At 71.6% G+C, this 18,924-nt stretch carries 18 protein-coding genes; 9 read left to right on the forward strand and 9 right to left on the reverse strand.

The window, feature by feature from the left end:
• Window positions 1-36: 36 nt before the first annotated feature.
• The 8 genes from EJ357_RS18990 to rsmI all read right to left on the reverse strand — a co-directional run bounded on the left by EJ357_RS18990 (window position 37) and on the right by rsmI (window position 8,998).
• Window positions 37-2,034 (reverse strand): sensor histidine kinase, encoded by a 1,998-nt coding sequence (locus EJ357_RS18990; RefSeq protein WP_126392810.1) that lies wholly within the window; start codon window positions 2,032-2,034, stop codon window positions 37-39.
• A 55-nt stretch (window positions 2,035-2,089) separates the two neighbouring features.
• Entirely contained in the window at window positions 2,090-2,869 is a 780-nt protein-coding gene (locus EJ357_RS18995) for an MHYT domain-containing protein (protein ID WP_126392811.1), read from the reverse strand.
• Between the two features lie 179 nt (window positions 2,870-3,048).
• Window positions 3,049-3,981 carry a 4-(cytidine 5'-diphospho)-2-C-methyl-D-erythritol kinase gene (locus tag EJ357_RS19000; RefSeq protein ID WP_126392812.1) on the reverse strand — a complete coding sequence of 311 codons (933 nt, stop codon included), beginning with the start codon at window positions 3,979-3,981 and terminating at the stop codon, window positions 3,049-3,051.
• Entirely contained in the window at window positions 3,982-4,884 is a 903-nt protein-coding gene (gene rsmA / locus EJ357_RS19005; RefSeq protein WP_126392813.1) for a 16S rRNA (adenine(1518)-N(6)/adenine(1519)-N(6))-dimethyltransferase RsmA, read from the reverse strand.
• 57 nt (window positions 4,885-4,941) lie between these two features.
• Window positions 4,942-6,459, reverse strand: a complete 1,518-nt coding sequence (locus EJ357_RS19010) for a ubiquitin-like domain-containing protein (protein WP_126392814.1) — start codon at window positions 6,457-6,459, stop codon at window positions 4,942-4,944.
• A gap of 142 nt (window positions 6,460-6,601) precedes the next feature.
• The gene (locus tag EJ357_RS19015) at window positions 6,602-7,483 is read right to left on the reverse strand and encodes a TatD family hydrolase (RefSeq protein ID WP_126392815.1); all 882 of its coding nucleotides are present in this window, start codon (window positions 7,481-7,483) and stop codon (window positions 6,602-6,604) included.
• A 70-nt stretch (window positions 7,484-7,553) separates the two neighbouring features.
• A complete protein-coding gene (locus EJ357_RS19020) occupies window positions 7,554-7,958 on the reverse strand; it encodes a hypothetical protein (protein WP_126392816.1) in 405 nt (134 codons plus the stop codon).
• Between the two features lie 191 nt (window positions 7,959-8,149).
• Window positions 8,150-8,998, reverse strand: coding sequence for a 16S rRNA (cytidine(1402)-2'-O)-methyltransferase (gene rsmI / locus EJ357_RS19025; protein ID WP_126392817.1), 849 nt, complete (start codon window positions 8,996-8,998; stop codon window positions 8,150-8,152).
• A 62-nt stretch (window positions 8,999-9,060) separates the two neighbouring features.
• Between rsmI and EJ357_RS19030 the strand changes: the two genes are divergently transcribed.
• From EJ357_RS19030 to EJ357_RS19045, 4 genes are all read left to right on the forward strand, one after another.
• Complete coding sequence (locus EJ357_RS19030) at window positions 9,061-10,812, forward strand: dolichyl-phosphate-mannose--protein mannosyltransferase (protein ID WP_126392818.1); 1,752 nt, start codon at window positions 9,061-9,063, stop codon at window positions 10,810-10,812.
• A 45-nt stretch (window positions 10,813-10,857) separates the two neighbouring features.
• The gene (locus EJ357_RS19035; protein ID WP_126392819.1) at window positions 10,858-11,067 is read left to right on the forward strand and encodes a hypothetical protein; all 210 of its coding nucleotides are present in this window, start codon (window positions 10,858-10,860) and stop codon (window positions 11,065-11,067) included.
• A gap of 151 nt (window positions 11,068-11,218) precedes the next feature.
• Window positions 11,219-12,862, forward strand: a complete 1,644-nt coding sequence (locus EJ357_RS19040) for a penicillin-binding transpeptidase domain-containing protein (protein WP_126392820.1) — start codon at window positions 11,219-11,221, stop codon at window positions 12,860-12,862.
• 105 nt (window positions 12,863-12,967) lie between these two features.
• Window positions 12,968-14,650 (forward strand): penicillin-binding transpeptidase domain-containing protein, encoded by a 1,683-nt coding sequence (locus tag EJ357_RS19045; protein ID WP_126392821.1) that lies wholly within the window; start codon window positions 12,968-12,970, stop codon window positions 14,648-14,650.
• Window positions 14,651-14,672: 22 nt separating this feature from the next.
• On the opposite strand, the gene EJ357_RS19050 is transcribed toward EJ357_RS19045, so the two are convergent.
• The gene (locus tag EJ357_RS19050; protein ID WP_126392822.1) at window positions 14,673-15,056 is read right to left on the reverse strand and encodes an SsgA family sporulation/cell division regulator; all 384 of its coding nucleotides are present in this window, start codon (window positions 15,054-15,056) and stop codon (window positions 14,673-14,675) included.
• Window positions 15,057-15,225: 169 nt separating this feature from the next.
• Here EJ357_RS19050 and EJ357_RS19055 point away from each other — a divergent pair, with 169 nt between their 5' ends.
• The 5 genes from EJ357_RS19055 (at window position 15,226) to EJ357_RS19075 (ending at window position 18,921) form a co-directional block, all read left to right on the forward strand.
• Window positions 15,226-16,290: an energy-coupling factor ABC transporter permease gene (locus EJ357_RS19055; RefSeq protein ID WP_126392823.1), complete on the forward strand. Its 1,065-nt coding sequence runs from the start codon at window positions 15,226-15,228 to the stop codon at window positions 16,288-16,290.
• 1 nt (window position 16,291) lies between these two features.
• Window positions 16,292-17,053 (forward strand): cobalt ECF transporter T component CbiQ, encoded by a 762-nt coding sequence (cbiQ, locus tag EJ357_RS19060; RefSeq protein WP_126392824.1) that lies wholly within the window; start codon window positions 16,292-16,294, stop codon window positions 17,051-17,053.
• Window positions 17,041-17,829, forward strand: a complete 789-nt coding sequence (locus tag EJ357_RS19065) for an energy-coupling factor ABC transporter ATP-binding protein (RefSeq protein WP_175647439.1) — start codon at window positions 17,041-17,043, stop codon at window positions 17,827-17,829. The genes cbiQ and EJ357_RS19065 overlap by 13 nt, the downstream gene beginning before the upstream one ends.
• Window positions 17,826-18,341 (forward strand): MarR family winged helix-turn-helix transcriptional regulator, encoded by a 516-nt coding sequence (locus tag EJ357_RS19070; protein ID WP_126392825.1) that lies wholly within the window; start codon window positions 17,826-17,828, stop codon window positions 18,339-18,341. The genes EJ357_RS19065 and EJ357_RS19070 overlap by 4 nt, the downstream gene beginning before the upstream one ends.
• 130 nt (window positions 18,342-18,471) lie before the next feature.
• The gene (locus tag EJ357_RS19075) at window positions 18,472-18,921 is read left to right on the forward strand and encodes an organic hydroperoxide resistance protein (protein ID WP_126392826.1); all 450 of its coding nucleotides are present in this window, start codon (window positions 18,472-18,474) and stop codon (window positions 18,919-18,921) included.
• Window positions 18,922-18,924 lie beyond the last annotated feature (3 nt).

An 18,924-nucleotide genomic window follows, 5' to 3' on the forward strand; every position in this document is an offset into this window, starting at 1 on the left:
AGATCGGGCGAAGATGGCGTACTTGTGAGTACGGCGTCACGCTCCGGCTTCGTCGATCCGCTGCTGCGGGATCAGCGCCGTCGCCGGGGCCAGGCCCCGCCCCTGGACCGCCCCTTCGCCCACCGGCATGTCGTCGCGCAGCAGGTTCTCGGGGACGAGGACCGCCGCCGTGACGCCGCCGCTCGGCGATGCGCGCACCTCGACGCGCAACCCCTGCCGCTCACGCAGCCGGTTCACCACGAACAGGCCGATCTGCTTGGCGTCGAGGAGGTCGACCTTCTCGGACTGGATCTTGCGGTTGGCGTCGGCGAGGGCGTCCTCGTTCATGCCGAAGCCGCTGTCCTCGACCTCGACGAGAAGCCCCTCGCGCATCCGGGCGGCGCGCAGCTGCACCTTGGTGCTGGGTGGGGAGAACGCCGTGGCGTTCTCGACCAGTTCGGCGAGGAGATGGATGACGTCGGCGACCGAGCCGCCCACCAGCGACACCCTCGGCACCGCCCAGATCTGCACGCGCTGCGTGTTCTCGACCTCGGCGACGGCCGCGCGCAGCACGTCCGCCAGCGGAATCGGGTCCCGCCAGCCACGCCCCGGCGCGATGCCGGACAGGATCAGCAGGCTCTCGGAGTGGCGGCGCATCCGGGTGGCGAGGTAGTCGACGCGGAACAGGTCCTGCAGCTCGGCCTGATCCTGCTGCCGCCGCTCCATCCCCTCCAGCAGGTCCAGCTGACGGTGCAGCAGCACCTGGCTGCGGCGCGCCAGGCTGACGTACACCCCGGAGATCCCGCTCAGCAGCTCGGCGCGCTCGCTCGCGGCCTTCAGCGCCGCGCGCTGCACCGCGGTGAGCGCCGTGCCGACCTGGGCCAGTTCGTCGCCGACCAGACGTCGCATGGGCGCCTCGGCATCGATGTCGACGCCCTGACCGGCGTGCAGTTTGCGCATGGCCTGCGGCAGGCGCCGGCCGGCCACCTCCAGGGCGTCGTTGCGCAGGTCGAGGAGTTCGACGATGAGCCCGCGCCCGACCAGCACGGAGACCAGCAGCGACAGCAGCACACCCACCAGGCCGAGCACCACCGCCACGCCCGAGGCGCCGAGGGTGTTCCAGCCGAACGGGTCGGCCTGCGCGGCGGCCCCGGTTCCGGCCGCCGTCTCCGCCTCGGTCAGCTTCGTCAGCACGCCGGCGACCGCCGTGTCCCAGCCCGCGAGCGAAGTGGCCGTCACGGCCGCCGCCCCGGCACCGGCATCCCGCACCCGGTTCTCGACGGCCCGCACGCGCGCGTACCCCTCGCCCTCCAGGACCTCCGCGTACGGCGCCCGGTGTGCCGCCTTCAGGTCGGCGACCGCGGGCTCCAGCAGCTCGCGCTGCGTGGCGACGGCGCCCATGAACAGCCCGTACTGCCCCTGGCTCAGCGTCCCGCGTGCGTCGGCGGCGCCCAGCAGTGCCTGCTCCCGGGCCAGCGCCTCCCGCGCGCGGGCGAGTTCGAGCACCACGCGCGCCTCGGACGCGGCGTCGGTGCCCTGGTCGCCGGTGAGGGCGCCGGTGACGGCGAAGGCGTGCTCGATGATCGCCGAGTAGGCGGTGTACGCGGCCGAGGGCGCCCCCGTCTTCTTCGCGGTCGCCTCGGCGCGCGGCTTGGCCAGCCTTCCGGCGTCGGCCTCCAGTTGTTCGATGCGGCCGGGCAGGCTCGCGTCGAGGAGAGCGGCGTCGGAGCTGGAGGCGTTGATGCCGTTCAGCAGGGCGGTGGCGGCCTTGTCCGTGGCCTTGCGGGCCTTGGCGAAGGCCTCCGGGGCAGCCGCGTACCGCATCGCGGCGGTGCGCTCGGCCTGCAGCACGGTGACGAAGTCGCCGACCGGGGTGAGGAGTTCGGCGTTGACGTCCTTGGCGCGCTCGGTGTCGCCGATGCTGGACGCGGTCGTCACGGCGGCGAAGCCCCACAGTGCCATGAGGGACACGATGGGCAGCATCAGCAGGGAGACGATCTTCGCCCGCACCGATCTGGGGCGCAGCCGGGCGGAGGTACGGCGGGGGACGCGCATGAGGGGACCTCGTTCGACCTGGGTCAGGGGAGAAGCTCGGGGACAGGGGGAGCCGTCAGGCCGTGGTGAGTTCGACCTCGCGCAGCAGTTGCGCCGCGGCCGCCGACTCGTGGCGCTTGCCGGTCGGGGACAGGGCGACGTACGCGGCGGCGAGGAAGAGGAACGAGCCGAGCAGCACGGCCAGCGGGAAGATGAACTCCGTGGCGGTGGCGCCGGGCAGGGCCGCGCTGCTGGGCGCGAGAGAGATGTTCACGGCGTACATCGCGGTGTAGTGCATGCTGCTGACGGCGAGCCCCATGACGAGCGCGGCGGCCGTCGCCAGCACCGGGCCGCGCACGATGAGCGTGAGCGTCAGCGCGGCGGTCGCGGCGACGACGGCGATCGCGACGGAGGCGATGACGAGCATCGGGTCGTAGTCGACCTCGCCGTGCAGGTTGAGCGCGGCCATGCCGGTGTAGTGCATGGCGGCGACACCGAGCCCGGCGCCGAGGCCGCCGAGGACGACCGACATCACGCGTGAGCGGCCGTATCCGGCGGTGAAGACGCCGGCCGCGACCACGGCGACGGCCATCAGCAGGCTCAGCACGGTGATCGGGACGTCGAAGCGGATCGGAGTGCCGTCGACACTGAAGCCCATCATCGCGATGAAGTGCATGGTCCAGATGCCGGAGCCGATGGCGAGCGAGGCGAGCAGCAGCCAGTTCCGCTTGGAGGCGCCGTCCGCCTCAAGTGCCCTGACGGTGCAGCGCAGTCCGAGCGCCGAGCCGACGCAGGCCATCGCGTAGGAGAGGACGGGGGTGACCCATCCCGCGCTGAAGTGGTCCATGTGCCCCATGGGAGCTCCTTGGGAGTACCACCGGTAACAGATGACCGGGGATGCCTGATCATGCCAGCCGTTCCCATGACGCACAGTGGCGCAAAAAGGACCATGAAGATGATTGTCAAACAATCAACTACCGTGAATTGGTCAACACTTGACCCGCACATGTATGCAGATCAAGGGGCCGCGATGACCTATGTGGAGATACCGTGGCGGTTTTGCGCAGACAGTACGGTGGCGCCCTGAGCAGGGCCGGAGGCCGTACGCACCGCCCGACAGGTCCCCGACGACCGTAGAGTTTCAGCCACCTTGACCGCCGACTCGGGGTCGCGGGCGAGGAACGCCGTCGTCGGACCCGAGCCGGAGACCAGCGCCGTGAGCGCGCCCGCGGCGCGGCCGGCGGCGAGGGTGCCGGCGAGCTCCGGGAAGAGGGAGAGGGCGGCGGGCTGCAGGTCGTTGGAGACGGCGGCGGCGAGCGCGTCGGGGTCGCCCTTCGCGAGGGCGTCGAGCAGCGGCTGCGAGGCGACCGGCTCCGGGATGTCCGTGCCCTCGCCGAGGCGGTCGAACTCACGGAAGACGGCGGGCGTCGACAGCCCGCGCTCCGCCATCGCGAACACCCAGTGGAAGACGCCGCCCACATCGAGCGGGCGCAGCTTCTCGCCCCGCCCGGTACCGAGGGCCGCCCCGCCGACCAGGCTGAACGGCACGTCGCTGCCCAACTCGGCGCAGATGTCGAGGAGTTCCTCGCGGGAGGCGTGGGTGCCCCAGAGCGCGTCGCACGCCAGCAGCGCGGCCGCCCCGTCCGCGCTGCCGCCCGCCATGCCACCGGCGACCGGGATGTCCTTGGCGATGTGCAGGTGCACATCGGGCGTACGGCCGTACCGCGCGGCCAGCGCCTCCGCCGCGCGGGCGGCGAGGTTCGTACGGTCCAGGGGGACCTGGCCCGCGTCCGGGCCGTCGCAGGTGACGCGCAGGCCGTCCGGCGACGGGGTCACGGTGACCTCGTCGTACAGGCCGACCGCCAGGAAGACGTTGGCCAGGTCGTGGAAGCCGTCGGGGCGGGCGGCGCCGACCGCGAGCTGGACGTTGACCTTGGCGGGCACCCGGACGGTGACGCTCGCGCTCACTTACTCGGACTCCTTGTGCTGGGCGGCTTCGGGGTGCTCGGCGGCTTCCTTGTGCTCGGCGATACGGGCGAACTCCTCGACCGTCAGCGCCTCTCCGCGTGCCTGCGGCGAGACGCCGGCCGCGACGAGGGCCGCCTCGGCCGCCGCCGCCGAACCCGCCCAGCCGGCGAGCGCGGCCCGCAGCGTCTTGCGGCGCTGGGCGAAGGCCGCGTCGATGACGGCGAAGACCTCGCGCTGGGAGGCGGTGGTCTTGAGCGGCTCGGCGCGCCGGGTCAGGGCCACCAGCCCGCTGTCGACGTTCGGCGCGGGCCAGAAGACGTTGCGCCCGATGGCACCGGCCCGCTTGACCTCGGCGTACCAGTTGGCCTTCACGGACGGCACGCCGTACACCTTGGAGCCGGGTGCGGCGGCCAGGCGGTCGGCGACCTCCGACTGCACCATCACGAGGGTGCGTTCGATGCTCGGGAAGGTGGCGAGCATGTGGAGGAGGACCGGGACGGCCACGTTGTAGGGGAGGTTGGCGACCAGCGCGGTGGGCGGCGGGCCGGGCAGCTCGGCGACGTGCATCGCGTCGGAGTGCACCAGCGCGAAACGGTCGGCGCGCTGCGGCATGCGGGCCGCGACGGTGGCGGGGAGCGCGGCGGCCAGGACGTCGTCGATCTCCACGGCGGTGACGCGGTCGGCCACCTCCAGCAGGGCGAGGGTGAGGGAGCCGAGCCCCGGGCCCACCTCGACCACCACGTCGTCGGGGCGGACCTCCGCGGTGCGGACGATACGGCGGACGGTGTTCGCGTCGATCACGAAGTTCTGGCCGCGCTGCTTGGTGGGACGCACACCGAGGGCCGCCGCCAGCTCGCGGATGTCGGCGGGGCCCAGGAGGGCGTCGGGGGTGGGGCTGCTCACCCGACAAGGGTACGGGGGCCGGGGACGGGGACCGTCCAGGTGAGGTCCGGCCGGGCCTCACCCGTGCAACCGCCCCCCGCAGTGCGGCCAGGGACTGGCCCCCTGCCGCACATAGAGCTGCTTCGCCCGCAGCGTCTGCTCAGCCGCCGGCGCGTCCTGCGGCCGCCCCTTCCCTCCGAGGCTCCGCCAGGTCTGCGTGTCGAACTGGTACAGCCCGCCGTACGTCCCCGACGAGTCCACCGCGTCCGGCCGCCCCCCGGACTCGCACGCCGCCAGCCCCTGCCAGTCCAGCCGGTCCGCACCGCGCACGGACGTCGGCAGCGGCTTCGTCCCGACCTTCACGACCTGCGTCTGCGGCTCCCGTACCACCTCGGTCCGGATCCGCCGCGGCTTCTGCCGGACGCCGTTGACCATGCGCAGCGAGTACGTGATCCGCCTGAGCCCCGGCACCCCCGCCCGCTCGACGACCTCTGTGCCCCGGAAGACCGAGGGATCCTCGACCCGCTCCACGGCGAACGCGATCGCCTCGTCGCGGATCTCCTTCCTGCCGGTGATCCGCAGGACCGTGACCGTCTGCCCGTCGCGCGGGAAGGTGTCGAGCGGGACGGACGTGGTGTCCTGCCCGCGCAGCGTGATGCCGGCCTGCTCCACGACCTCGCGCACGGTCGCCGCGTTCGTGCGGATGGTGCGCGCCCTGCCGTCCGCCATGACGGTCACCGCGCGCTCGGTGCGCACATCCAGCGCGAGCCCCTCGCGTCCGATACGCCGGGAGCGCGAGGTCGACACATACGCCCCTTCCGCCCGCACCCCCAACTGCTTGAGCGCCGCCTCCACCGTGTGCGCCGTCGTCCACACCTCGCGCCGCTGACCGTCGAGCGTGAGCCGCACGGGCCGCCCGTAGCGCACCGCGACCTCGTCACCGCTGGTGAGGGCCGCGTCGGGAGCGGGCGCCACCACATCGTGCGCCCCCACCTCCACGCCCTCGTCGGTGAGCAGTTCGGTGACGTCGTCCGCGAAGGTGTGCAGGGTGCGCGGCTTGCCGTCGACCCTCAGCTCGACCGCCTTGTCCTTGGCGACGAAGGCCGACGTCCCGCCCGCGAGGAACGCGACGACCAGCGCCTGCGGCACGAGCCGGCGCATGGACCCCTCCCCCCGCTCGACGGGCCGCGCCTTGCGGCGGTGCGCCGCCCGCCGCCCGCGCCCCGGGCGCACCTCCGGCTCGGGCTCGGGCTCGGGGTCCTCGTACGCGGGCTGGTACGTGTCCTCGTACGTCTCGTAGGCGTCGTACGCGGCGTGCTTCCCGTACGGCTCGCGGAGCGAGTGCGCCTCATGCGCCCCGTGCTGGGAACCGTGGGACCCGTGGGACGCATGAGACCCGTGACTGCCGTGGGCTCCGTGCGTCGCGTACATCTCGTACGCCGGTCTGTAACTCTCCGTACGCGTCCCATAGCCCCCGTGCACCCCCTGCACCCCGTACCCCAGCGTCTGGGCGCTGTACGGGTCGAAGCCTCCGTACGCCGGGGGCTCGTGGGCGGCCGGGCTCGGGCCATACGTCTCGAACTGCGCGTTGCTCACGACGACACGCTCCAGCGGAGTACTCCGGATCGGGCCCCCAGAACCTAGCGGAGGGGTGGTGACTCTCCAAAGCGACTCGACTACGCACAGTGGCGACAAGGCCCGGCGGAAATCCGTGCGAGCGCCGTCCGGCGGGGAGGGGTCAGTAGCCGAACGCGCGGGCCGTGTTCGCGCCCAGGGCCGTCGCCAGCGCGTCCTCGTCGATCCCCCGGACGGCGGCCATGGCACGCACCGTGATCGGAATGAGATACGGCGCGTTGGGCCGTCCGCGGTACGGGGCCGGGGTGAGGAAGGGCGCGTCGGTCTCCACGAGGAGCAGCTCCAGCGGGGCCACCGCCACCGCGTCCCGCAGGTTCTGGGCGTTCTTGAAGGTGACGTTGCCCGCGAAGGACATGAAGTAGCCGGCGGCGGCGCACACCCGCGCCATCTCGGCGTCCCCGGAGTAGCAGTGGAAGACGGTGCGCTCGGGCGCGCCCTCCTCCTTCAGCACCCGCAGCACGTCCGCGTGCGCCTCGCGGTCATGGATGACCAGGGCCTTGCCGTGCCGCTTGGCGATCTCGATGTGGGCGCGGAAGGACGCCTCCTGCGCCTCCTTGCCCTCGGGCCCGGTGCGGAAGTAGTCGAGGCCGGTCTCGCCGACACCCTTGACCTGCGGAAGTGCGGCCAGGCGGTCGATCTCGGCGAGCGCCTCGTCGAGCGCCCGCGCACCACCTGGCTCACGCGCCCCCTGCCGCGACCAGCCGTCGGGGTCCCCGTGCACGATGCGCGGCGCCTCGTTGGGGTGCAGGGCGACGGTCGCGTGCACGGCGTCGTACGCCGCCGCCGTCTCGGCCGCCCACCGCGAGCCGCGTACGTCGCAGCCCACCTGCACGACCGTGCTCACCCCGACCGACGCCGCCTTGGCCAGGCCCTCCTCCACGGTGCCCGACTGCATGTCGAGGTGGGTGTGGGAGTCGGCGACCGGCACCCGGAGCGGCTGCGGGAGGGGCGGGGCGGCGTGCTTGTCGGCGGCGTTCGAAGGCATGCCCCGATCCTACGAAAGGGGCATGCCCTCCCGGCCGGCGCTCTGCCCTGCCCGAAAGCAGGCGCTCGGCTCAGCTCGCCTTGCGGTGGAAGACGTGCAGGAGATCGGACAGATGCCAGTGGTGGTCCGGCTGCCGCCCGTCCGCCGCGTCCTGCTGCGAGGAATCCGCCTGCCGGGGAATCGGGTGGGGGCGGTGCAGGGAGTTCTGCACGGAGGAGACCTGGCCGGGCCGCATGATCCGCACGACATGGCCGTCGCAGTTCTGGCACGTGGGCCGGCTCAGCGGCGACGGCACGACCTCGCCGTTCGCGACGTACATCACGAACTCGTGGCCGTCACCGTCTATGTGGTGCTCTATCTCGTACGACTGCTCCCAGCCGTGCCCGCAGCGCATGCAGGCGAACGAATACGACTCGTGGACGACGGCGGTCGCGGCGCTGCGAAGGCCCGTGGTCTGCTGTGCGATCTCACTCATGCCAGCTCCTGTGGTCCGCTGGGTGGGACGGGTTGCGTCCCACGACCCAGTGGACTCCTCCGCAGGAGCGAACGCACGCCATCTGTCCAGTGTTGGCGTCGACTTGGGCGTTCCTTGCCGAAAGGCCCGGCTCCCTTTACCCCGGCATGGGGCGCACGCTCATGCGATAGACGCCCTGCTCACACGGCGTTTCACACCCCCGCGTTCTTCGCCGCCACCACGGCGTCGAAAACCTCCCGCTTGGGCACCCCGGCCTCCGCCGCCACCGCCGCGATGGCCTCCTTGCGCCGCTCCCCCGCCTCTTCGCGGACGCGAACACGCCGTACGAGCTCCGCGGCGTCGACCTCCTCGGCCCCCTTCTGAGGCGCCCCCTCGACCACCACGGTGATCTCCCCGCGCACGCCCTCGGCGGCCCACTCCGCGAGCTCCCCGAGCCCGCCGCGCCTGACCTCCTCGTAGGTCTTGGTCAGCTCCCGGCACACGGCGGCCCGCCGGTCGGCTCCGAACACCTCGGCCATCGCGGCGAGTGTGTCGTCGAGCCGGTGCGGCGCCTCGAAGTAGACGAGTGTGCGCCGCTCCTCGGCCACCTCCCGCAGCCGCCCCAGCCGCTCCCCCGCCTTGCGCGGCAGGAACCCCTCGAAGCAGAACCGGTCGACGGGCAGCCCGGACAGGGCGAGCGCGGTGAGCACGGCGGACGGTCCCGGTACGGCGGTGACCCGGATGTCCTTCTCCACGGCCGCCGCGACCAGCCGGTACCCCGGGTCGGACACGGACGGCATCCCCGCGTCGGTCACCAGCAGCACCCGCGAGCCCTCCAGGAGCGCCTCGACCAGTTCGGGCGTCCGCGCCGACTCGTTGCCCTCGAAGTACGACACGACCCGTCCGGCCGGCTGCACGCCCAGCGCCTGGGTGAGGCGCCGCAGCCGCCGGGTGTCCTCGGCGGCGACCACGTCCGCGCCGGCCAGCTCCTCCGCGAGCCGGGGCGGGGCGTCCTTGACGTCGCCGATGGGGGTGCCTGCCAAAACAAGGGTTCCTGTCACGTTTCCATCCTCGCAGGGCACATCCACGGGACTCCCACAGACGTGTTCCCTACGATGGCGCGGTGACCAGTACAGCGTCGTCCATGGACTCCACGGCCACCCGGCAGGACCAGGCACCGCACGAGCAGCGGCCGTCGTGGCAGCAGCGGCTGCGCCGATTCGGCTACACGGGGGCGCCCGGAAGCGACGTACGCGAGCGGCTCGTGCCGCCGTACGTGCAGCCCAGCCCGCGGTTGTGGCAGTTCCTCGGCGTCTCGCGGCCGCTGGCGGAGCGGCTGGTGCGCTGGTCGGCCTGGGGCGGTCCGCTGCTGGTCACGCTGCTCGCCGGAGTGCTGCGGTTCTGGAACCTGGGCAGCCCGAAGAAGGTGATATTCGACGAGACGTACTACGCCAAGGACGCGTGGGCGATCGTCAACCGCGGCTTCGAGCTCAGCTGGGACAAGAAGGCCAACGACCTGATCCTGTCGACCAACGGCGACGTGCCCCTGCCCACGGACGCGGCGTACGTCGTGCATCCGCCGGTCGGCAAGTACGTCATCGGGCTCGGCGAGCTGATGTTCGGCTTCAACCCCTTCGGCTGGCGGTTCATGACGGCGGTGCTGGGCACCCTGGCCGTCCTGATGCTGTGCCGTATCGGCCGCCGTATCTTCCGCTCGACCTTCCTCGGCTGCCTCGCGGGCGCGCTGATGGCGGTGGACGGGCTGGCCTTCGTGATGGCGCGCACCTCGCTGCTCGACGGGGTGCTGATGTTCTTCGTGCTGGCGGCGTTCGGCTGCCTCGTCATCGACCGGGACCGGGCCCGCGCGAGACTCGCCGCCGCGCTGCCGGCCGACCCCGACGGCCGGGTCCGCCCGGACGCGCACATCGCCCAGACCCTGAGCCTCGGGTGGCGCCCGTACCGCTGGCTGGCCGGCCTGATGCTGGGCCTGGCCATCGGCACCAAGTGGAACGGCCTGTACTTCCTGGTCGCGTTCGGCCTGATGACGGTGGTGTGGGACGTCGGTGCCCGCAAGGTCGCCGGCGCGTACGCCCCGTACACGGCGGTCCTCAAGCGCGATCTGGGCCTCGCCTTCCTGGCGACGGTCCCGGTGGCGATCGTCACGTACATCCTGTCGTGGACGGGCTGGATCCTCTCCCCGACGGACGGCACCGGCGGCTACTACCGCGACTGGGCGTCCGCCAACGGCCGCAGCAGCAGCTGGTCGTGGCTGTTCCCCGACTGGTGGCTCAGCCTGTGGCACTACGAGCACCAGGTGTACGAGTTCCACGTCGGCCTGTCGTCGCCGCACACCTACCAGTCCAACCCGTGGAGCTGGATCGTCGACGGCCGCCCCGTGTCGTACTTCTACGAGTCCCCCCTGCCCGGCAAGGACGGCTGCCCCGTCGACGCGGGCGAGAAGTGCGCCCGCGAGGTCCTGGCCATCGGCACCCCGCTGCTGTGGTGGGTGGCCGCCTTCGCGATCCTGTACGTCCTGTGGCGCTGGGCCTTCCGCCGCGACTGGCGCGCCGGCGCGATCGCCTGCGGCGTGGTGGCGGGCTACCTCCCCTGGTTCCTCTACCAGGAACGCACGATCTTCTTCTTCTACGCCGTCGTCTTCCTGCCCTTCCTCTGCCTCGCCGTGGCCATGCTGCTCGGCGCGATCATCGGCCCACCCCGCGCCGGCGACACCCGCCGGGTGGTGGGGGCGACGGGGGCGGGTGTGCTGGTGCTGCTGATCGCGTGGAACTTCATCTACTTCTGGCCGATCTACACCGGGACGGCGATCCCGGTCGACGACTGGCGGTCGCGGATGTGGCTGGACACCTGGGTCTAGCGTGCGTAACAGGAGGAGTCGATGATCGTTCACTGAGGTATGAACGTGACTAAACGGACAATTGCGGTCATCGCCCTCGCTGCTGCGGCGGTCATGTCGGCCTCCACCCTCGCCAACGCGGACACCCCCGACTCACAGCCCCGGAGCATCAACCTGGTGTACCCGTACTCAGCCACCTACCCACCGGGCGTCCTCCCCCTGGCCGCCGCTCCCGCGGCCGCCCTCCTCGGCGTCGCTCCCTTCGGCATCCTCTGAGGATCGCCTCCCACCGAGAGCGCTGTGGTCGGCCGGCCGGTCGACCACAGCGCTCAGCCATGTCCACCGCAAAACGGCCAACAAAAGAAAACTCTTCCCACAGGTTTCCCTCACACCACTTACAGTTCGGGTGACTAACGGGGAGGGGACCATGTCCAAGGGGGTCAAAGTCGCCGTAATAGGCGGCGTGTTCGCGGTGATGGTGGGCGGTGCCGGGTACGGCGCGTACAACATCATGTCCGCGTTGAACGGGGGCGGGGCGACGGGTGCCGCGGGGCCGGCGCCGGCGCGGTCCGGGCCGCCCAGTGCGGAGGAGGTCGAGGAGACCACGGCGAAGTTCTTCGCGGCCTGGGAGAAGGGGCGGGCGGCACAGGCCGCTGCGTACACGAACAACGACGCGGCCGCCGAGCGGGTGCTGACGTCCTACGGCAAGGAAGCCCACATCACCGGCGTGAAGATCACGCCGGGTAGGGCGAGCGGCGCCACCGTGCCGTTCAGTGTGAAGGCGAAGGTGTCCTACGGCGGGAAGTCCAAGGCGCTCGACTACAGGACCGAACTCACCGTCGTCCGCGGTCTCACCACCGGCAAGGCCCTCGTCGACTGGCAACCCACCGTGATCCACCCGGAGTTGAAGCGGGACGACACCCTCGTCACCGGCGAGGCGGCGAGCCCGCCCATCGAGGCCGTCGACCGCGACGGCACCGTGCTGACGAAGGAGAAGTACCCCTCCCTCGGCCTGGTGCTGGACACCCTGCGCGAGAAGTACGGCGACAAGGCCGGCGGCGAGCCCGGCATCGAACTGTCGATCCGGCACGCCGACGAGTCGCCGGACACCTCGCTGCTGACCCTCGCCAAGGGCAGGGCCGGCAAGCTGGAGACGACGCTCAGCGCGAGCGTGCAGGCGGCCGCCGAGAAGGCCGTGAAGCAGCACGACCAGTCCTCGGTGGTGGCCCTCAAGCCGAGCACCGGTGAGGTGCTGGCGGTGGCGAACCACCGCGACGACGCCTGGAACGCGGCCTTCGAGGGCAAGGTCGCCCCGGGCTCCACCATGAAGATCATCACCGCGGCGATGCTCATCGACAACGGCGTGACCTCGATGAACGGCCCGGCCCCCTGCCCGCCCACGGCCACGTGGCAGAGCCAGACCTTCAAGAACCTCACGGGCCTGGAGCCCGACGAGAGCGCGAACGCCACGCTCGCCAACGGGTTCATGCGCTCCTGCAACACCGCCTTCATCAAGCTCGTCGACGAGGACCCGCTCACGGACGCCTCGCTGACGGCGGAGGCCGAGGAGCGGTTCGGGCTCGGCCGGGGCGACTGGAAGACCGGCATCACGTCCTTCGACGGCAGCGTCCCCGCCGCCACCGGCCCGGACCGCGCGGCGGGCGCCATCGGCCAGGGCCAGGTCCAGATGAACCCGCTGAACATGGCGTCGGTGACGGCCACCGCGATCACCGGCGAGTTCCGCCAGCCGTATCTCGTCTCGCCCGAACTCGACGGACGGCAACTGGCCACCGCCGAGGGGCTGCGGGCGAGCACCGCCGCCCAGCTGAAGGAGATGATGCGGATGACGGCGACCCGGGCGCCGGGCACCGCAGTGCAGGCCATGTCGGGAATCCCCGGCGACATCGGCGCCAAGACCGGTTCCGCCGAGGTCGACGGAAAGGCGACGTCGGACAGCTGGTTCACGGGTTTCCGTGATGATGTGGCGGCCGCGGCCATGTCCCAGCAGGGCGGCCACGGCGGCGACGCGGCGGGGCCGATTGTCGCAGCCGTGCTACGAGCGTCCGGCTGAACTTATCCGCCGCGGCACGGGACTCTAGTGTGGTCGGCGTCGTTGGTATGCGTGAGGTCGGCGGGGCGGCGGGGGCCCCTGGAATACGCGAGGGAACTGAAGGCAGTGGGTAACAGAAGGCGCGTCGCCGAGCGACGGAAGACCAACCCCGCGGTGCTCGGCGGGATGATCGCCGTGGTCGTCGGCTGCGCCGGGTTCGGCGTCTACGCCCTGTACGGCGGCGGAGCGGCGGCCGACAGCGGTACGCAGACGGCGTCCTCCGCCGGCGACCAGAACGCGAAGAAGGTCAAGACCGGCCCGCTGTCGGCCAAGGAGGTCACCACCGCGGCCGAGGCCTTCCTCACCGCCTGGCAACAGGGCAAGGTGACCGAGGCGGCCGCCGCCACGGACGACACGGCGGCCGCGAAGGCGCTGCTGACCGGCTACGCCAAGGACGCCCACATCACGGACGTCACCCTCACCGAGGGCACCCGCACCGGCGCCAAGGTGCCCGTCTCCGTGAAGGCCACGGTGTCGTACAAGGGCACCACCAAGCCGCTGACGTACGACACCTCGCTGACCGTCGTCCGTCGCGCCGAGGACGGCGAGCCGCGGGTCGAGTGGCACGCGGCGGTCGTCCACCCCGACCTCGAGGACGGCGACACCCTCGTCACCGGCGAGTCCGGCACCCCGCCGGTCAAGGCGCTCGACCGGGACGGCGGGGAGCTGACGGAGAAGGAGTACCCGTCGCTGGGCTCGGTCCTCGACGGGCTGCGCGAGAAGTACGGCGAGAAGGCCGGCGGCAAGGCGGGCGTCGAGCTCCAGGTGATCCGGGGCAAGGAGTCCAAGAAGGCCGAACTGTCCGACAAGACCCTGCTGGAGCTGAGCAAGGGCACGCCGGGCACGGTGAAGACGACGCTGAGCCCGGCGCTGCAGGCCGCCGCGGAGAAGCAGGTGGCCGCGAAGCCGAAGGCCTCGGTGGTCGTCCTGCGCCCGTCGACCGGCGAGATCCTGGCGGTCGCGAACTCCTCGAAGGGCTTCAACACCGCCTTCCAGGGCTCCCTCGCCCCCGGCTCCACGATGAAGGTCATCACCTCGTCCCTGCTGATCGAGAAGGGCCTCGCGTCGGCGAACGAGCAGCACCCCTGCCCGAAGTACTTCACATACGGCCACTGGAAGTTCCAGAACGACGACAAGTTCGAGATCAAGGGCGGCACCTTCAAGGCGAGCTTCGCCCGCTCCTGCAACACGGCCTTCATCAGCCAGGCCCCCGAGCTGGACAACGACAGCCTGACCAAGCAGGCCCAGCAGGTCTTCGGGCTGTCGATGAACAACTGGTCGGTCGGCGTCCCGACCTTCGACGGCGCCGTCCCGATCCAGTCCCAGGCGCAGATGGCGGCCTCGCTCATCGGCCAGGGCGGGGTGCGGATGAACCCGCTGAACATGGCGTCGGTCTCGGCGACGGTCAGGACGGGCACCTTCAAGCAGCCCTACCTGGTGGCCCCGACGGTCGACAACCGCACCCTCGCCACCGCCTCCCGCACCATGTCGGCGTCCACGCTCTCGCAGCTGCGCGAGCTGATGGCCTACACGGCGGCGTACGGAACGGCGGCCGAGGCGATGTCCGGGGTCACCGGTGACGTCGGCGCGAAGACCGGCTCGGCGGAGGTCGACGGCCAGAAGAAGCCCAACGGCTGGTTCACCGCCTACCGGGGCGACCTCGCGGCGGCGGGCGTCGTGCAGTCGGGCGGCCACGGCGGCGAGACGGCGGGGCCGATCGTGGCGGCGCTGCTGAAGGCGGGCGGCTGAGCCTCAGCACCGCACCCGGGCCTCAGCCCCGCAGCTGGGACTCGGGTTGCCGGGCGGGTGCGGCGGTGGCCAGATACGTCCGCCGCAGGAACCGCATCAACGCCTTCGACTCGAACTGCACCACGGAAACACCCTGAGCCGAGTGGAACTCCACCACGGCCTGCACCCGCCCGCACGGCCACACACGTATCTCGCCGCTCTCGGCCGGCGCACGCAGCCCCTGCTCCAGCAGGGAGCGCGAGAACGTCCACTCATGGGCCTCACGGCCGGGCAGCCGCACGCGCACCGAGCGCGGATCGCTCTCCGGGTCGTACTTCAGGACGACCGGCACCGCGTCCTGTTCTTCCGCCAGGATGTCCGCGTCCGTGACGATATGGGCCCGCGCGTACTGCTCGACTACAGACATCGGACAGCCCCTTACCCTGCGTTACCTGTGCGAAGGCTGTGCCTTCGCTCCCCCTCCAATGTCGCATATCTTCACGAATGCGCCCCTTGGGGCAGGCGTATATCCCATGTGCGATACACAAGCTCCTCGCTCTTGCAAGTGGTTCGCATTAAGCCACTATCATCGAACGGTGCACGTACCTGACGGATTCATAGACGCCCCCACCTCGGTCGCGACCGGCGTGGTCGCCGCTGCCGCCGTCGCCGTGAGCCTGCGCGGCGCCCGCCGTGAGCTCGACGAGCGCACCGCGCCGCTGGCCGGCCTGGTGGCCGCGTTCATCTTCGCGGTGCAGATGCTGAACTTCCCGGTGGCGGCCGGGACCAGCGGACATCTCCTCGGCGGCGCCCTGGCCGCGATACTCGTCGGCCCCTGCACCGGCGTGCTCGTCATCTCCGTCGTCCTGCTCATGCAGGGCATCCTCTTCGCGGACGGCGGCCTGACCGCGCTCGGCGTGAACATCACGTGCATGGGCATCGTCACGGTGCTCGTGGCGTACGGCCTCTTCCGCGGACTGGTCAAGATCCTGCCGCGCACGCGCCGCTCCGTGACGGCCGCCTCCTTCGTCGCCGCGCTCGTCTCGGTCCCGGCCTCGGCCCTCGTCTTCACGGCGCTGTACGCCGTCGGCGGCACCACCGACGTCTCCATCGGCAAGGTCGCCACCGCCATGGTCGGCGTGCACATCCTGATCGGCGTCGGCGAGGCCGCGATCACCGCGCTGACCGTCGGCGCCGTCATCGCCGTACGCCCCGACCTCGTGTACGGCGCCCGCGATCTGCGCCAACGCCTGCGGCTGCGGGTGAACGGCGAGCTGGTCGACGCCCCCGCCGCCGAGCCCGCGGTCCCGGTCGCCGCTCGTTCCCCGCGCAGGATCTGGGCCGTCGGCCTGGTCACCTCCCTGGTCCTCGCCGGGTTCGTCAGCTTCTACGCCTCCGCCGACCCCGACGGCCTGGAGAAGGTCGCCGCCGACAAGGGCATCGACGAGAAGGTCGAGGAGCACGCGGCCGCCGACTCGCCGCTCGCCGACTACGGCGTCAAGGACGTCGAGAACGCCCGCCTGTCCGGGGGGCTGGCGGGTGTCATCGGCGTCGGCGTGACCGTGGTCGCCGGCACCGGCGTCTTCTGGGCGGTGCGGAGGCGCCGCACGGCCGAGGGGGCGGACGCGTCCGACGCGTCGCCCGCGAGCACGAGCGTCTGAGATGGGCACAGGGCACGCGCACAAGCTCTACCGGCACGGGCACTCGCCCGTACACGCCCTGCCCCCGCACACCAAGCTCGCGGCGGTCTTCGCCTTCGTGATCGTGGTCGTGTCGACACCGCGGGAGGCGATGTGGGCGTTCGGTCTGTACGCCGTACTGCTGGCGGTGGTCGCCTGCGTCGCGCGCGTGCCCGCCGGCTTTCTGCTCAAGCGGCTGCTGATCGAGGTGCCGTTCGTCGCGTTCGCCGTGCTGATGCCGTTCGTGGCGGAGGGCGAGCGGGTCGAGGTGCTGGGCATGTCGCTGAGCCTCAGCGGGCTGTGGGGCGCCTGGAACGTACTGGCGAAGGGCACCCTGGGCGTCGCCGCCTCCGTCCTGCTGGCCTCGACGACCGAGCTGCGAGCCCTGCTCCTGGGCCTGCAGCGGCTGAAACTCCCGCCCCTTCTCGTGCAGATCGCGTCCTTCATGATCCGGTACGGCGATGTCATCACGGACGAGATGCGGCGCATGCGCATCGCCCGCGAGTCGCGCGGCTTCGATGCGAGGGGCCTGCGGCACTGGGGTGTGCTCGGGAAGTCGGCGGGCGCGCTGTTCATCCGGTCCTACGAGCGCGGCGAGCGTGTGCATCTGGCCATGGTCAGCCGCGGGTACGCTGGTTCGATGCCGGTGATCGACGAGGTGACCGCGTCCCGGGCACAGTGGTCGTACGCCCTCGCGCTCCCCTTCGCCGCCCTCGTCGTCTGTCTGCTGGGATGGTCGCTGTGACTGACGCTGTGACTGATGTGACGCCTTCGCCCTCGCTGGAAGTGGCCGGCCTCGCCTTCGCCTACCCCGACGGCCACCAGGCCCTGTTCGGCGTGGACTTCTCCGTCGCGCGCGGCGAGCGGGTCGCGCTGCTCGGGCCGAACGGCGCCGGCAAGACGACCCTCGTGCTGCACCTCAACGGCATCCTGACCGGCGGCACGGGCACGGTGAAGGTCGCCGGGCTGCCCGTCGGCCGGCAGCACATGGCCGAGATCCGGCGCCGGGTCGGGATCGTGTTCCAGGACCCGGACGACCAGTTGTTCATGCCGACGGTCCGCGAGGACGTGGCCTTCGGGCCGGCGGCGGCGGGGCTGAAGGGCCCGGAGCTGGAGGAGCGCGTCGACCGGGCCCTGGTCCAGGTCGGCATGGCCGAGTTCAAGGACCGTCCCCCGCACCACCTCTCCTTCGGCCAGCGGCGCCGGGTGGCGGTGGCGACCGTCCTCGCGATGGAACCGGAGATCCTCGTCCTGGACGAGCCCTCCTCCAACCTCGACCCCGCCTCCCGCCGCGAACTGGCCGACATCCTGCGCTCGTTGGACGTCACGGTCCTGATGGTCACGCACGACCTGCCGTACGCCCTGGAGCTGTGCCCGCGCTCCCTCGTCCTCAGCGAGGGCGTGATCGCGGCGGACGGGAAGACCGGCGAACTCCTCTCCGACGAGGAGCTGATGCGCGCCCACCGCCTGGAGCTGCCGTTCGGCTTCGACCCGCGCTCCGTGGTGGGGGAGGGCGCGTGACGAACGAGGAACCGGCGGACGGCGGGAAGGCGAGCGAGGAACCGGCCGACGGCGGGAAGGCGAGCAAGGGCTCGCTGCTGCTCGACGAGCAGCTGTGCTTCGCGCTGTACGCCGCCCAGCGCGCGGTGACGGCCGCGTACCGTCCGCTTCTCGACGAGCTCGGCCTCACCTACCCGCAGTACCTGGTGCTGCTGGTCCTCTGGGAGCGCGGCGAGACGACGGTGAAGGAGCTGGCGGCCGCCCTGCGGCTCGACTACGGCACGGTCTCCCCGCTGCTGAAGCGGCTGGAGGCGGCGGGGCTGGTACGCCGTGAGCGCTCGGCGCGGGACGAGCGGTCGGTGCTCGTCGCGGTCACCGGGGAGGGCGAACGGCTGCGGGAGCGGGCGCAGTGCGTGCCGGGCACGCTGCTCGCGGCGACGGGGCTCGGTGAGCCGGAGGTGGCCCGGTTGCGCGAGGAGTTGTGGCTGCTGGCGGGGAAGGCGGCGGCCGCGGCGGACCGTACCGGCCGCTGAACTCGGGTTACCCCCGGTTGCTACCCCTGGCGATGAGCGCCCACCTACCGGCCGGTACCTTGTGCACGATGTAATTGTGCGCCCACGCGGCGGAGCCGCACATGGACACAGCTTCTGGGGGAGGCCACTCATGACCGCCGAGGACACCGCCGTCGACACCCGTCCGACGAAGATCATGTTCGTCGCCGAGGCCACCGCGCACGGCGGCCGGGACGGGTTCGTCAGCAGCCAGGACGGCCAGATCGACCTCAAGGTCGCGATGCCTCCGGAACTGGGCGGGGACGGCAACGGCACCAACCCCGAGCAGCTCTTCGCCGCCGGGTACAGCTCCTGCTTCCACAACGCGCTGATCCTCGTCGGCAACCGCGAGGGCTACGACCTCACCGGATCCACGGTCGCCGCGAAGGTCGGCATCGGCCCCAACAGGCACCGCGGCTACGGCCTCGCGGTCGCCCTCAGCGTCTCGCTGCCGGTGCTGGACCCGGGCATCGCGGCCAAGCTGGTGGACGCCGCGCACGAGGTCTGCCCGTACTCCAACGCGACCCGGGGGAACATCGACGTCACGATCCTGCTTGGGTAGAAG

It is taken from the genome of Streptomyces cyaneochromogenes (assembly GCF_003963535.1).
Taxonomy (GTDB): Bacteria; Actinomycetota; Actinomycetes; order Streptomycetales; family Streptomycetaceae; genus Streptomyces; species Streptomyces shaanxiensis.